This is a genomic window from Yersinia rochesterensis (assembly GCF_003600645.1).
GTDB lineage: Bacteria > Pseudomonadota > Gammaproteobacteria > Enterobacterales > Enterobacteriaceae > Yersinia > Yersinia rochesterensis.
In genome coordinates, this window is the sequence record NZ_CP032482.1 from 1,325,442 (window position 1) to 1,340,553 (window position 15,112).

Consider the following 15,112-nt stretch of genomic DNA (forward strand, 5'->3'; position numbering starts at 1 on the left):
CCGGTAGTCGTGATTTCAGTAGCATAATGTAATCTGCGGGAGCGAACAGCGCATTAATCGTGTTTATTGCATTCAGTGAATAGAAATGTGTCGTCAGTCAGCAAAAATATGGGCCTGACCCACTATCGTCAAATCAACCATTAAGCCAATATGGAGCCCTTCGCGACTGATGGTTTTAATTTCTACAATTTTGTCATGCTGAACAATTTTCTCATGCTGAACAATTGATAAAGTGAGTGTCGAAATAAAACCAGCAAAATCAATACTGATAATTTTAGCCAGACAGTGAGTTGGATAATGATGAACTGCGGGCAGCGGTGTGATGGTCACTTGCTCGGGGCGCAGCATAATGCGTGCTTGCCCATGACGGGTTGCATCGTCAACTTTGACTCGGCCTAGTGCGCAATCGGCCCATCCGGCCTCAATATGAGCAGAAAGAATAAGCGTTTCACCCAGGAATGTGGCGGTCGGCTCATCAATCGGCCTCAGATAAAGCTCTTGCGGTGGGCCAACATGAGCCAACTTGCCCGCGCGCATTACGGCCACCTGATCGGCAAAAGAAAGCGCTTCACTTTGGTCATGTGTAACTAAAATGGAGGCGATATTGGCTTGTGACAACAGTTCAGCCACCGCTTTGCGGGTTGATGCGCGTAAGGCGGTATCCAGCGCTGAGAAGGGTTCGTCCAATAACATCAATACCGGACTTTGCGCCAATGCCCTGGCGAGTGCGACTCGTTGTTGCTGACCGCCGGATATTTCATGGGGCCAAAGCTGCGCTAATCGCCGGTCTAGCGCCACCATTTCCATTAATTCATCAACCCGGCGGGCTTTATCCTGCTTACTGCCTTTTAGTCCATAAGCAATATTGCCCGCCACGGTAAAATGTGGAAACAACGCACCATCTTGTGGGACAAAGCCAATCCCCCGCTTATGAGCCGGCACCTGGATTGAGTGGTCAAATACGGGGTTCCCTTGCAAAATCACCTTACCGCTATCCGGTGTTTCGAAACCGGCAATAATACGCAGTAAGGTGGTTTTACCTGAGCCAGATGGCCCGACAATCGCCGTGCGGCTCCCCGCCGTAACCTGTAAATCAATGCCGTCTAATACATTGACCGATTGGTAAGACTTGCCGATTTGTTGAAGTTCAAGCGTGCTCATAATCCTGCCGTACGTTGAGATTGAGAATAAAGAAGCCAGGTTAGCGGCAGGGAGAGCGCCACCATGAGCAGGGCGTAAGGTGATGCAGCAACGTAATCTATTTCACTGGTCAATGCCCAAAATCCAGTCGCTAATGTGCGGGTGCCATTCGGGGCCAATAACAAGGTGGCGGTCAGTTCATTGGAGATAGCCAAAAATACCAAGGCCGCGCCAGCCGCAGCGCCGGGGGCCGCCAAGCGCATCGTGGTGCTCCAGATAGCTTGAGTGGGCGTTTTCCCTAAACTGCGCGCCACGTTTTCCAGTTCGACCGGCGCGGTCGCAATACCGGCCCGTAAACTGATTAAGGCGCGTGGCGTAAACATCAATAAATAGGCCAGTAAAAGAGTGAATTCAGTTTGGTACAGTGGCCGGGCCATCCGGATAGTGATGGTCACCAGCGCCAGTGCGACCACAATGCCGGGCAGCGAACTGGTGACATAATTACAGCCCTCCATGACCCGGTGTAAACGGCTTGGGTAGCGCACGGATAACCAGGCCATCGGTATCGCGCATAGGGTGATAATTACCGCACCGCTCAGCGCCAATGCCAACGTTTGTTTTAATGCTGGCAGTAGTTCAGCATTCAACCATATATCAATACCGCCAATATAGAGCCAGCGGGTGAGAGTGATAAAGGGCACGCCGAGCGAGAGGGTTGTCATTACCAGCGGTAACAGCAAACACAGTAAGGTGAGGGCGGTTCCCATTGAATAAGAAGTTTGTCTGCGTGCGCTACCGGAACCCACGCGCGCGTAGCGGTTATAGCCGCGGCTGGTGGCTTCAATTAGCAATAATCCTAAGCAACATAACGCCAGAACACCCGCCAACATATTGGCCGCAGGGCCATTAAATGTAGATTGGAATTGATCAAAAATTGCGGTGGTGAAAGTATCGAAACGGATCATGGCGTATAGCCCATATTCTGCTAATAAATGCAGTGCAATCAGTATCGAACCACCCCAAACGGCTAATTTTAATTGTGGCAATACCACCCGGAAAAATACTGCGGTAGGCGTGCTACCCAGTGAGGCGGCGGCATCTTCAAGGCCGGGATCAAGGCGGCGCAATACTGCTGAAGCGGGCAGATAAATAAAAGGAAAATAGGCAATAACAGAGATAAATACACCTGCGCCCAGCCCATGCATTGAGGGTATCAGGCTAATCCAGGCATAACTTTGCACAAAAGCAGGAACAGCCAGTGGGGCGATAGCCAGTAGTGACCAAATTCGCCTGCCGGGTAGAGCAGTGCGTTCAGTGAGCCATGCCAAAGCCACACCAATAATGGCGCAGAGCGGCAAGGTGAATGCCACCAGTAATGCGGTGTTAAGTAGCAACTCCCCGACGCGAGGGCGGAAAACCAGCGCTTTTACTGTTGGCCAGCCAGTATCAATGGCAATGCCAATAACAAACCCCAGTGGCAATAAGGATAGCAACGAAAGCATCACGGCAATAGCCACAATCCCAGAGCCGGGGCGGCGGCTATATTGCACTTGAGCGGCTTGACTCAGTGACATTGGGATAACATCGGGGTTTACATTGGCCATAATCGTCAAGGCACTCGGCGTGTTAATGCCCGTCGGGTCAGGAACTCGACGGGCTAAAAGTTCATATTTTCAGCAGATTGACTTTGTTACAGCAAGCCAGCTTCTGTCATCAACTCAACCACTTTCTTGCTGTTCAGTTTAGACGGTTCTACTTTTGGCGCATCCAGATCTTTCAGCGGCACTAATTTAGGGTTAGACGCAGCATCGACACCCACGGCATATTCAAAAGCATTATTAGTGCGCAAGATATCCTGACCGGATTTACTGGTTATCCATTTCATGAATTCCTGGGCTTCTTGCGGATGCTTGCTTGACGCCAGCACACCGCCACCTGAGATACTCACAAATGCACCCGGATCTTGATGTTTGAAGTAGTGCAATTGTGTCTTGCCGCTGTTCTCGCCGGTTTTGGCTTGATCAACAAAGCGATAATAATGATAGATAACCCCACCATCAATCTGGCCGGCATTGACTGCTTTCATTACCGTGCTATTGCCTTTATACGCGGTGGAGTTGGCTTTCATGGCTTTTAACCACTCCAATGTGGCTTTTTCGCCTTTCAGTTCCAGCATGGCGCTAACAATTGCCTGGAAATCAGCTCCGGATGGTGATGCCGCCCAGCGGCCTTTCCACTCAGGTTTTGCCAAATCCATAATAGATTTAGGTAACTCGGCTTCACTGATTTTTTCCGGATTATAGACAAAAACCGTGCTGCGGGCGGCAATGCCGGTCCAGCGGCCATGTTCAGGGCGATATTCTTTGGCCACCTGAGCTTGTGTTGCCACATCCAATGGCGCGAACAATTTTGCGTTATCAACCAGCACCATGGCGGGGGAGTTTTCTGTCAAGAAAACGTCTGCGGGTGATGCGCTACCCTCCTGAACCAACTGATTACCTAACTCGCTGTCCCCGCCGTTGCGCAGGGTCACTTTAATTCCGGTATATTTGGTAAAGCCGTCAACCCAGGATTTCACCAGATTTTCGTGTTGGGCGTTATACACCACAATGCCTTCGTCATTGGATGCCGCATTAGCGGAAAACGCCAGCATCATTGAGGAAGCCAATAGAGCTGCGGGGCCGAGAGAGGATAAACGTAACTTCATAAAGACATCCTTTAACAGGTCAAAGAAGAAAACGAAAGAGTCAGGCAACAACGAAACAGCTCGATTGTATAGAAAATTAGTACTAATAATAGTGAAAATCATTCGTATTATTTGCTACGAAATGTTTCACTAATGTTGCTATAATTCCTTATTGTTCAAGGGGTTTAGTGCAATTTGTCCTGATAAATGAAGGGCGGTGAGCGCAATTCCTTGATCAATTACTGCGGAGTATCCCGCATTTTCCTGTTTGTTCGTTACAGACAATGACTTAACATAGCTATTACTTTTTGGCATGGTTTATGGATATACGATGCGTCACTTAGCTGTCATTCTTTCCTCACTCATTTTGCTTTCCGCCTGTAGCAGCAAACCGACGCCTCCTGTTGCTGCGACGCCGTCAGATAGCCTGACTCGCAGCGGTTTTTTACTTGAACCTCAGCATATGGGCCACGTGCCAAACGGTGATTTTGCCTATAATGCAGATACCGCCCGCTTTGTTGACAAAATGGTGCGTGAGCATGGCTTTGAACGTCAGCAACTCCATGATGTATTAGCACAAACTAAAAAACTGGATTTTGTTATCCGCTTGATGGATAAGCAAGCGCCGACTTCTGGCCGCCCCTCTGGGCCAAATGGTGCCTGGAACCGTTATCGAAGCCAATTTATTACTCCGGGTAATGTGCAGAATGGTGTGAATTTCTGGAATCAATATGAAGATGCCCTGCAACGCGCTTATGAGGTCTACGGGGTTCCACCAGAAATTATCGTCGGCATTATCGGTGTTGAAACTCGCTGGGGCAGAGTGATGGGTAAGACCCGTATCATTGATGCGCTGGCAACACTCTCCTTTGCATATCCACGTCGTGCCGAGTATTTCTCCGGAGAGTTGGAAACCTTCTTACTGATGGCGCGAGCCGAGGGCAATGACCCGCTCAGTTTACGGGGGTCTTATGCCGGAGCCATGGGCTATGGCCAATTTATGCCATCGTCATTTAAAGATTATGCCGTTGATTTTAATGGTAATGGTCATATCAATTTGTGGGATCCGGTGGATGCTATCGGCAGTGTGGCAAATTACTTTAAAGCACACGGCTGGACGAAAGGGGCGGTGGTCGCAGTACCGGCAAACGGGCAAGCGCCGAATCTCGATAATGGCTTTAAGACCCAATATCCGCTCTCAGCTTTATCTGCCGCAGGGCTAAGCCCAAGCGGTTCGCTGGGGGATTATCAGGAAGCCAGCTTGCTGCGCCTGGATGTTGGCATCGGTTATCAATATTGGTATGGTTTGCCCAACTTTTATACCATCACTCGCTATAACCACAGTACCCATTACGCCATGGCAGTATGGCAGTTAGGTGAGGCGGTGGGCCGAGCGCGGAAAGGTTAATCTGAACTGAGTGGATATAACAAACCAGACGGCGAACAACGTCAAATGAAGGGGAATCGTGCCGTTGGGGTCGTAGCGGCTTAGGCCGCCGGAGTGCCCCTAGGTGCGGTAAACCATTCACTCACTGAGCTATCAATTGTTTTGTCATTTATCTCAAACTAGGGCCACATTAAGTGGCCCTTTTCACTAATCTATCAGATGGGAAATATCATCCGGATGAACCGATGGCGGGGACTGACGCCAACCGCGAGTGAGCCAAAGCAGGTAAATAAAGCCCGCCAGCAACCACAGCAGGCCCACTTCCAGCGCGCGCTGTTCAAGGTGAACCCACAGCCAGACTGACATCACAAACCCCATCATTGGCAACAGCCCGTATTTAAACATGGCTGAAGCGCCGCGCCGTTTCTCATTGAAAATAAAGTGTTTTATGACACTCAAATTCACAAAAGTGAACGCGCCGAGCGCACCAAAGCTTATCATCGACACCACTAAATTCAGGTCAAGGAACAGCGCCAGCAGCGAGATGGTCGCCACGAATAAAATAGCGCGCCAGGGTGTATGGAACTTGCGATGCAGATGGAAAAATACTTTGCGCGGCAACACACCTTCGCGCCCCATGGCATAGAAAATACGCGACACGCTAGTTTGTGCGGTCATCGCCGAAGCATAAACGCCGGTCAGGTAAGTGGCCATAAAGAAGTTATACATCCACTTCCCGCCAACATGCTCGGAGATAATCAGGCTGGCGGTGTCCTGATAAGGAATTAATGATTTCCAGTCTGGATAAGCCAAGTGTGCAGCATAAGACACCGCAATAAAGATGGCACCGGCGCTTATCACCGTGAACAGAATGGCGCGGGGCAGGGTGCGCTTAGCATCGTGGGCTTCTTCTGCCATGGTGGCAATGGCATCAAAACCGAGGAATGCCAGACAAAGCACCGCAGCGCCGGATAATAAGCCCGACATATCACCAGCATTGACCAGTAGCGGCTTCATTAATGCCACTGGGCTTAAATCCGCCTGACTGAAAGAAAGTGCAATAAATAAGACGATAAAAACCATCTGTGCGGCGATCAGCGAGAAATTCACTGAGGTAAGCAGACGCACACCCAGAATATTCAGCAGGCTGACACTGACGATAGACGCAATAATAAAGACCGGAGCAGGGATCGCCGGGAATGCCTCGTGCAAGAAAATGCCTAAAACCAAATAGTTAAGGATTGGCAGGAACAGATAATCCAAAATTTGCGCCCAACCCACCAGAAAACCGGTTTTTCCACCAAAACTACGCTGAACGTAAGAATAGGCGGAACCTGATAGCGGCATGGCGCTAGTCATCCGGCAATAACTGAGGGCGGTAAATAGAATGGTGGCGACGGTAACCAGGTAGGCAATGGGTAAATGCCCCTGACTTAATACAGTCACCTGTCCGTAGGTCGTAAATACGCCCAAAGGCACCATATAAGCAAGCCCGAAAGCGACCAGCGCGGGGGTTTTAAGCACTCTGCGCAACTGAATATTTTGTGGCATTACCGTATCATCTCCTGGTGTGGACAAGCACCGCTAAGCTGTATTTCACAGCTTTAAAATATAAAGGAGCGGATTCTGACACAAGAGATACAGGTTTGAAAGCCAATACCTTTCCGACTTGGTATTGCCGCGTTATTCGCCAGATTGATGAATTAGACTATTAATAGGAATTGCTGCTGATTTTGGCCTGTTTATCCCCCGAATCACCAAATTACACCAGTGGTTCGGGGGCTAATGCTTATTTATCCGGCCAGATAAACCACTTTACCGCCGATTAAGGTGGATTCTACCTGAGTTTGATAAATCACCTCTGGTGACTGCTCAAACAGGTTATTTTTCAGAATGATAATGTCGGCGAATTTGCCCGCTTCCAGTGAACCAATATATTGCTCTTTGGCAATCATATAAGCCGCATCAATGGTCGCTGAGCGCAATGTCTCAATCAGGGTTAAGTCGCGGTCATTATCCAGCCGCGGGCCGGCAGGATTGCCGTCAAGATGCCATGCACGGCGGGTCATCCCCACTTGCAGATTGTACCATTCATCCAAGCGGTCAATCGGCCAGTCACTACCATAAGCAATACGCGCCCCGGCATCGAGGAAACGCGCCGCTGGCTCCATATGTTGGAAACGGGCTTCGCCCAGCATCTCGCGCTCTTCATCAATCAGCACCCCCGGCAAGCCGCCCCACTGGAAAGAGAGCACCGCAGTGGCCCCTAATTTGGCAAAACGGTCATACTGATGGGGAGCCACCAGCTCATTGTGAGCAAGCCCCGGCCGAATATCTTTGCCCGGCAAGGCGGCGCGCATCTGTTCCACTGCGTCCAGCACCATTTCGATTGCACCATCACCCACCGTGTGAGTGTGCGGATGAAGACCGGCGCGGGCACATTCCAGAATCACCGCATTGACCACCGGCGCGGTAAAATAGAGGTCGCCATAGTGCTCAGTTGGCTGCCAGTCTGGGTTTTCAGCCGTGCCGTGATTGGCACGATAAGGTTCGAGCAGGGCGGCGGTCATGGTCGGCGGCTGTAATACGCCGTCAATAAACAGTTTCAAGTGATCAACAGCAAATCCCGGTGCCGGTGTCCACTCATCACTCCCCCATAGGCGGCCAAATTCCACCACTTCCTGCACCACGCGCGCGGCATCTTCCGGCCCTTGTAGGCTATCTGGCGTGACTTCTTTGGCCCCCAGAACCCGCAAAGTCAGCTCATTGCGTTGATATAATTGATGGAAAGCGACTAATTGCTCGGAAAATACACGGGTATCCATCACTGTTGTGACGCCCTGAGCATTCAAAACTTGTTGCACATGGGCGGCAATCTGCACATTTTTTTCTGGCGTAGCAGAAGGAATGCTGTCAAAAGCGCGCATGGCGGGCGCATCTTCCAAAATACCGGTGAGTTTTCCGTTCGCATCACGGGCTATTTTGCCGTCCGGCGGGATGGGAGTGTTTTCGTCAATTCCCAGCAACTCAAGCGCGCGGCTATTCGCCGCCAGTGTGTGGCAGTCATTTGAGAATAAAGCCACCGGGCGACGAGTATTGAGTGAATCGAGGGCGGCTCGGCTCATATCGGCCCCGACCGGCGTCATAGCTTGGCGTTGCCAGGCGCGGACGGTTAGCCAGTCATTTTCGCCCTTAAACGGGTCACTATCGAGATGTTGCTGGATGATATCCAACGTCTGCTCAACACTCAGTGCCGCATAATTAAGATTACAACCAATCAGCTGCTTACCGCCCCAAAAGGGGTGCATATGGCTATCGATAAGGCCGGGCATCATAAACTTACCCGCCAGATCGATAAGTTGAGTTTTCGGGGAAGAGAACTGGGGGATCAGTTCGTCACCGCCAGTCGCCAGAATATAGCCCTGGCCCAGTGCGATAGCGCTGCAAACCTGGTTATTGGCATCAGCCGTGTAAATCGTGCCGTTATAATAGATAACATCGGCGACAGTAGATTGTTGAGTCATAGTTGGCTCTCAATAATCCCTTTCTTCCTTGATGTTGCAGCAGTTTTCACCATCGTGCTACAACGCCAATGACGTTGGGAATGGGTGGATATATAACCAGCATGGCCGGTGTCTCGAGTCAAACCTGTGATAAGAGACCGGCTGAGGCTGGTGTTAAGTTAAGTGTTTTTGAGTAACTCAGTTTTTATCATGACCGCCAGATGGCGCAGGATCTCGGCTTCGGAAAAACCTAATTCGGTTAATTGTGTCAATCCATCCAGACCACAGACCAGCCCAATCAAGCGCCATGCGATATCACTGGCATTGATATCAGAGCGGAATTCATTATTGGCTATTCCTGCATTAATCACTTCGACGGTGGCCTGATGCCAATCCGACATTGAGGTAGCGCAGGCCGCTTTAATCAAGTCATCGCGCTCGGCGAGTATCGAGATTTCATTCCATAACCGGGTTTCGCGTTTGCCGGCTTCATCTTGCGGATAGCCCAATACCAAGAGCACTCGCTCGTGGGCAGGTAAGTTTTGGCTGTCTAGCGCAAAAGCGGCCAAAGATTGTTTCACTAATAATAGAAAAGCATCAGCCCGCAGCCGCGAAACGGACGAAAAGTGATGATGCACTTGCCCGATAGCCACCCCCGCTTCACTGGCGACACGGCGCACGGTAGTGGCGGCCATCCCCTCGGTGATTGCAACACGCATCGCTGCTTGCAAAATGGTGTTGTGCCGCTCTTCACGATTCAAATAGGCCAAAGAGATTCCTTTATCTGACTCATTAGTGTTTTCATCATTATGTGATGAATTGGACGTTAGTTCAACTTTCCGCTATTATTATAAAATTGAACAGGTGTTCAACTTTATTTATTTGAGTGTTTGTATGTCTAAAAAGTGGATGATTTTCTACGTTATTATTCTGATGTATCTCCCTGTTTCTATTGATGCAACAGTGCTCCATGTGGCTGCCCCGCGGCTGGGGATCGCCTTGGCGGCCACCGGTAGTGAGTTACTGTGGATTATTGATATTTACTCATTGGTGATGGCCTGTTTATTACTCCCGATGGGGGCGCTGGGTGACCGCATCGGTTTTAAACGCCTGGCTTTACTGGGATCGGTATTGTTTGGTTTGGCTTCTTTGGCGGCGGCTTTGGCACCTTCGGTGGCGGCGTTAATTGCTGCGCGCGCCTTTTTGGCGATTGGTGCGGCAATGATTCTGCCCGCCACTTTATCTGCGCTGCGCCATATCTTTACCGATGAACGCGAAAGGGCTTTGGCGCTAGGGATTTGGGTCGCTATCGGCACCATGGGCGCGGCGATGGGGCCGTTAGTCGGCGGGCTATTAATGGAATACTTTTATTGGGGCTCAGTTTTCCTGATCAATATTCCCATTGTTATTGTGGTAGTCATTGCCACATTGGTGGTTATTCCTCATCAGCCAATGCGCGCCGAACAGACGTGGAAATTAGCCCCTGCATTGGTATTGGTGACCGCGATCTTGATGTTGGTTTATGCCGCCAAAACCGGGCTGCGCGGTAACGGCGATCCGCTGATGACGTCACTGGCGGCATTGGTGGGCGGCGTGATGTTATTTGCTTTTGTACGCCATCAATTATCGGCATCCGCTCCAATGATCGATTTTCGGCTGATAAGTCAGCGAGTTATCGCCGTGGGTATGGTCATGGCGATGACGGCGATGATAACGCTGGTGGGGTTTGAATTACTTCTGACTCAAGAATTGCAATTTGTGTTAGGAAAAACTCCACTTGAAGCGGGGATATTTTTGCTGCCGCTGATGATAGCCAGCGGGGTAAGTGGGCCGCTATCGGGCTGGTTAGTGGCTAAACTGGGGCTGCGCACCGTCGCCAGTGCCGGTATTGCATTGAGTTCATTGAGTTTTCTGGGATTGGCTTGGACAGATTTTGCCACGCAGGTTTATCTGGCATGGGGGTGGATGATATTGCTCGGTTTCAGTATTGAAGCTTCTCTATTGGCTTCCACTGCGGCAATCATGAGTGCCGCACCCCCTGAAAAAGCCGGTGCGGCGGGTGCGGTCGAGGGCATGGCCTATGAATTGGGTGCCGGGCTGGGGGTGGCAATCTTTGGTTTGATGCTATCGCGGGCCTATACCGCCTCCATTGTGCTACCAGAGGATTTGCCGCTGAGTTTAGTCGAGCAGGCCAGAGCCTCCATTAGCGAAACTATTCAGGTGGTGAATAACCTTGGTGGTTATGAAGCTCTACTCAATAGTGCAAAGCTAGCTTTCTCCGCTTCGCACAGTTTGGTCTTGGGCACCGCCAGCATTTTGTTGATTCTGCTTGCCGTTATTGTGTGGTTCGCCATGCCGGGACAGCGCGTGTCGCAGTGGGAAAAAGCTCCGCGTGACAACGCCACAAATTAGCCGCCAGAGGTTAAATTCTCAGTAAATAAATAGTCCTTACTCTTTAGCCATTACACTGAGTAAAGTGTGTGATATACCTACTTAAGGTAGCGGTGTGAGTTTTGATAGCTGGATAGTTTTGATAGCTAAATAGTTTTTATAGCTAAATAGTTTTTATAGGCTAAATAGTATCAAAACCGTATTCCAATAAAGAGTAAGGCTTTTTCTATGACCGCGCGGCTTTTCACAACACAACTCGATATCGACAGCTCAGCTCAACCTGTCCGGGTCTCTATTAAAGGGGATTGGGTGCTGGCGCATTACCGTGATTTAGAACCGGTCGTGGCGCAGTTTCGCACTAATCCGCCCCCATCAGTGGTCTTTGATCTCAACCAATTGGGCGCTTTGGACACTGCGGGTGCCACTTTATTAGCCTTGCTGCTGGGTGAGGCGCGCATCAGCCATCTGCGTGAACTGGCCCCTAAGTTGCCAGAAGAACGCCGCATTTTGCTGGAAACAGTGAGCCGTGTTTTGCCGGATTTAGCCGCCGAACCATCAGAAAAATCGCCGTCATTTTGGCTTGAGTTATTGGCGAATACCGGCCGGTCGGTGGACAATTTATGGCAAGATATCAAATCGTTGCTGGGTTTTTTCGGCCTGACACTTGAGGCCTTATTTAGCACTATTTTCCGGCCCTCACGCTGGCGCATGACTTCGCTGATTGCCAATATTCAACAAATTGGCCTGAATGCAGTTCCCATCATTATGCTGCTGACTTTTCTGGTCGGGGCGGTTATTGCTTTCCTCGGGGCCACGGTATTAACCACTTTTGGTGCGGGTATTTTCACCGTCGATTTGGTGGTGTTTTCTTTTCTGCGCGAGTTTGCCGTGCTGCTCACCGCCATTTTGATGGCAGGGCGTACCGCCAGCGCCTTTACGGCTGAAATCGGGCTGATGAAAGCCAATGAAGAAATCGACGCCATCCAAACTCTGGGGTTAAATCCGGTGGAGTTATTGGTGTTGCCGCGAGTCTTGGCGTTGTTGATTTCACTACCGATGTTGACCTTTATTGGCATGGTTTGCGGCATTTTTGGCGGCATGGTGGTTTGCGCTTTAGCACTCGATATTTCACCCACCATGTTCCTCTCGATTATGCAAAACAGTAATGGATTGCAGCATTTTCTGGTGGGGATAAGCAAAGCGCCCATTTTCGCCTTCCTGATTGCGATTATTGGTTGTCTTGAAGGGTTCAAAGTCACTGGCAGTGCTGAGTCTGTCGGGGTGCACACCACCACCAGTGTGGTGCATTCTATCTTTGTGGTGATTTTGCTTGATGCCGTCGCAGCGCTATTTTTCATGGAGATGGGATGGTGAGCCAAATAACCCAAGACCCAATCATTCAAATTCGTAATCTGGTTAACAGCTTTGGCCCACAGTGTGTGCATCAAGATCTCAATCTTGATGTGCAGCGCGGCGAAGTTCTTGGTGTTGTTGGCGGGTCAGGCACCGGTAAGTCGGTGTTGTTGCGCAGTATTGTCGGGTTACGCCGCCCAACCGCCGGGCAGATTCATGTATTTGGCCAGGATTTAATGACATTATCGGGCTTGGCCCGTTCCCAGGTTGAGCGCCGATTTGGTGTATTATTTCAACGCGGCGCATTATTTAGCTCTTTGACGGTGACGGAAAACGTGGCCTTGCCACTCATCGAAAATGCAGGCTTGCCGCGTGGCGAGGCCGAGCGGTTAGCGCAAGTTAAGTTGGCATTGGCGGGGTTACCGCCGGGGGCCGGCAGCAAATATCCCGCTTCACTGTCGGGCGGGATGGTCAAACGCGTTGCTTTGGCCCGCGCGTTGGCATTAGACCCGGATATTCTATTTCTCGATGAGCCGACGGCGGGCCTTGATCCTATTGGTGCAGCGGCGTTTGACAGTTTGATCCGCACCTTGCGCGATGCACTCAATTTGACGGTATTTCTGGTCACTCACGACCTGGATACGCTCTATACCCTGTGTGACCGCGTGGCCGTGTTGTCACAAAAGAAAGTGTTGGTGGTGGATACCTTGGATAATGTGGCTGCAACTGATGATGATTGGATTCAAGCGTATTTTCATGGCCCACGTGGGCGAGCTGCTTATCAGGCGGCGGCAGCGATTAATAGCGAAGAGAGGTTGTAAATGGAAACCCGTGCTCACCATGTTGTCATTGGTTTGTTCACTCTCATTGTGGTCAGCGCCGCACTGTTATTCTGCCTATGGCTGACCAACGCCGGTTCTAATCGCCAGTTCAAGCTATACGATATCGTCTTCAATGAGCCGGTGAGCGGGCTGTCTCAGGGCAGCATCGTGCAATACAGTGGCATTCGGGTGGGCGAAGTAATTCAGTTGCGTTTGGACAGCGAAAACCCCAATAAGGTTTGGGCGCGTGTTCGTGTGTCTGCTTCGACGCCTATCCGCGAAGATACTCAAGCCCGGCTGACAGTTGCAGGAATCACTGGCACCTCAAATATTCAATTTAGTAGCAGCACCCCGTCAAGCCCGCTATTGGAGGGTGAAAATGGCGAAATTCCTGTCATTATCGCCACCCCGTCACCGATGAGCCAATTGCTGGCTAATGGTGAGAATTTCATGAGTAACGCCAATGAAGTGCTGATGCGGTTGAACCAACTACTGGCGCCTGATAATCAAAAGCGACTTATCACCACGTTGGATAATCTCGCGCTTGTCACCCAGACTGTCGCTGATCAACGCCAAGATATTCGCACCATGCTGCAACAGTTAGCGCAAGCCAGCAAACAGGCCAATGAGACACTGACACAAACCAACCGCTTACTGCGCAATGCCAATGGCTTGATGGACGGGCAGGGCAAACAACTGGTTAATGATGCCGCTAAGACCATGGCATCATTGCAAAATACCAGCATTATCCTTAATAAATTGGTCAGTGAAAATCAAACTTCACTCAATAATGGTATGCAAGGGATGAATGAATTGGGGCCAGCTGTTGATGAATTACGCAGAACATTAGCGACATTGCGAGCTGCCGTTTCCCGTTTGGAAGAAAACCCTGCGGCTCTGCTGCGTGGTCGTGAAAGAACACAGGAGTTTACGCCTCGATGATATCTCTGAAGATAATGCGCTTTGCGGGCCGCCGCATCGGGCTGTTGATGTTATCCACGCTGGCGATGTTACTGTCAGCTTGCACTATTTTACCGACTGCGCCGATATCCCAGGTTTATCTGCTGCCGGTACCCCCAGCGGCAAATGCACCGCGCGCGCAGACAGTGAATTGGTCACTGCGGGTTTCACAACCGGCGACCAACCAGTTTATTAATAGCTCGCGTATTGCTGTTCAGCCCGAGGGGCAGGAAATTGCAGTCTACAAAAATTCGCGTTGGACTGATCCCGCGCCTATTTTGGTGCGTAATCGCCTGATTCAAGAATTCCGCACTGATGGCCGAATTCCCGCCGTCAGCAGTGATGATGATAGTCTTCAAGCTGATGTGGAGTTGAGTGGCGACTTATCGGCATTTCAGGGCGTGTATCAAGCGGGTAACAGTGAAGTATTGATCCGTTTTGATGCCCGGCTGGTGAGGATTTCAGATCGCAGAATTATGGCGACTCGCCATTTTGAAGTTCGCCAGCCTATTAACGGTGCGCAGATGAATGAAGTGGTGGCGGCCTTTGGCTTGGCAAGTGATCAGTTGGCCTCACAGGTATTGAACTGGACACTGCAACAGTCTCCTCAGTAATTGTCTTCTCAGTTAAAGGGTTATCTTCATCTCAAATATACCCTAAATAATTCGAGTCGCAGGAAAGCGGCAAGAGAGTAAATCCCCAGGAGCTTACACAAGTAAGTGACTGGGGTGAACGAAGGTAGCCAACGCACATGCAGCTTGAAGTATGACGGGTATATGTCAGGTTAAGTAAAGTCCGACAGTTATATTGACTGACTAATAATCATCTGTTGCAAAATAACTGACCGCAGTTACAAAAATATATCTTATGT

At 50.3% G+C, this 15,112-nt stretch carries 12 protein-coding genes; 6 read left to right on the forward strand and 6 right to left on the reverse strand.

Features of this window, described 5'->3' with window-relative positions:
- Nucleotides 1-93: 93 nt before the first annotated feature.
- The 3 genes from DXZ79_RS06205 to DXZ79_RS06215 form a co-directional block, all read right to left on the reverse strand.
- Nucleotides 94-1,161, reverse strand: coding sequence for an ABC transporter ATP-binding protein (locus DXZ79_RS06205; protein ID WP_038634879.1), 1,068 nt, complete (start codon nucleotides 1,159-1,161; stop codon nucleotides 94-96).
- Nucleotides 1,158-2,744: an ABC transporter permease gene (locus tag DXZ79_RS06210; protein WP_050291457.1), complete on the reverse strand. Its 1,587-nt coding sequence runs from the start codon at nucleotides 2,742-2,744 to the stop codon at nucleotides 1,158-1,160. The genes DXZ79_RS06205 and DXZ79_RS06210 overlap by 4 nt, the downstream gene beginning before the upstream one ends.
- Before the next feature lie 86 nt (nucleotides 2,745-2,830).
- Entirely contained in the window at nucleotides 2,831-3,847 is a 1,017-nt protein-coding gene (locus DXZ79_RS06215) for an iron ABC transporter substrate-binding protein (protein ID WP_120011160.1), read from the reverse strand.
- A 310-nt stretch (nucleotides 3,848-4,157) separates the two neighbouring features.
- On the opposite strand from DXZ79_RS06215, the gene mltB reads away from it, so the two are divergent.
- A complete protein-coding gene (gene mltB, locus DXZ79_RS06220) occupies nucleotides 4,158-5,234 on the forward strand; it encodes a lytic murein transglycosylase B (RefSeq protein ID WP_038634872.1) in 1,077 nt (358 codons plus the stop codon).
- Nucleotides 5,235-5,420: 186 nt separating this feature from the next.
- Here the strand turns inward: mltB and DXZ79_RS06225 are convergent, their stop codons facing one another.
- From DXZ79_RS06225 to DXZ79_RS06235, 3 genes are all read right to left on the reverse strand, one after another.
- Entirely contained in the window at nucleotides 5,421-6,764 is a 1,344-nt protein-coding gene (locus DXZ79_RS06225) for an APC family permease (protein ID WP_038634869.1), read from the reverse strand.
- A 242-nt stretch (nucleotides 6,765-7,006) separates the two neighbouring features.
- A complete protein-coding gene (locus DXZ79_RS06230) occupies nucleotides 7,007-8,737 on the reverse strand; it encodes an amidohydrolase (RefSeq protein ID WP_038634866.1) in 1,731 nt (576 codons plus the stop codon).
- Between the two features lie 158 nt (nucleotides 8,738-8,895).
- Nucleotides 8,896-9,486, reverse strand: coding sequence for a TetR family transcriptional regulator (locus DXZ79_RS06235; RefSeq protein ID WP_038634863.1), 591 nt, complete (start codon nucleotides 9,484-9,486; stop codon nucleotides 8,896-8,898).
- Between the two features lie 124 nt (nucleotides 9,487-9,610).
- Between DXZ79_RS06235 and DXZ79_RS06240 the strand changes: the two genes are divergently transcribed.
- The 5 genes from DXZ79_RS06240 (at nucleotide 9,611) to DXZ79_RS06260 (ending at nucleotide 14,855) form a co-directional block, all read left to right on the forward strand.
- Nucleotides 9,611-11,128 carry a SmvA family efflux MFS transporter gene (locus tag DXZ79_RS06240; RefSeq protein WP_072089043.1) on the forward strand — a complete coding sequence of 506 codons (1,518 nt, stop codon included), beginning with the start codon at nucleotides 9,611-9,613 and terminating at the stop codon, nucleotides 11,126-11,128.
- A gap of 207 nt (nucleotides 11,129-11,335) precedes the next feature.
- Entirely contained in the window at nucleotides 11,336-12,481 is a 1,146-nt protein-coding gene (locus DXZ79_RS06245) for an MlaE family ABC transporter permease (protein ID WP_120011161.1), read from the forward strand.
- A complete protein-coding gene (locus DXZ79_RS06250; RefSeq protein WP_038634858.1) occupies nucleotides 12,475-13,281 on the forward strand; it encodes an ABC transporter ATP-binding protein in 807 nt (268 codons plus the stop codon). The genes DXZ79_RS06245 and DXZ79_RS06250 overlap by 7 nt, the downstream gene beginning before the upstream one ends.
- Complete coding sequence (locus DXZ79_RS06255) at nucleotides 13,282-14,223, forward strand: MlaD family protein (RefSeq protein WP_038634855.1); 942 nt, start codon at nucleotides 13,282-13,284, stop codon at nucleotides 14,221-14,223.
- The gene (locus DXZ79_RS06260) at nucleotides 14,220-14,855 is read left to right on the forward strand and encodes an ABC-type transport auxiliary lipoprotein family protein (protein WP_038634852.1); all 636 of its coding nucleotides are present in this window, start codon (nucleotides 14,220-14,222) and stop codon (nucleotides 14,853-14,855) included. Before DXZ79_RS06255 ends, DXZ79_RS06260 begins: the two co-directional genes overlap by 4 nt.
- Nucleotides 14,856-15,112 lie beyond the last annotated feature (257 nt).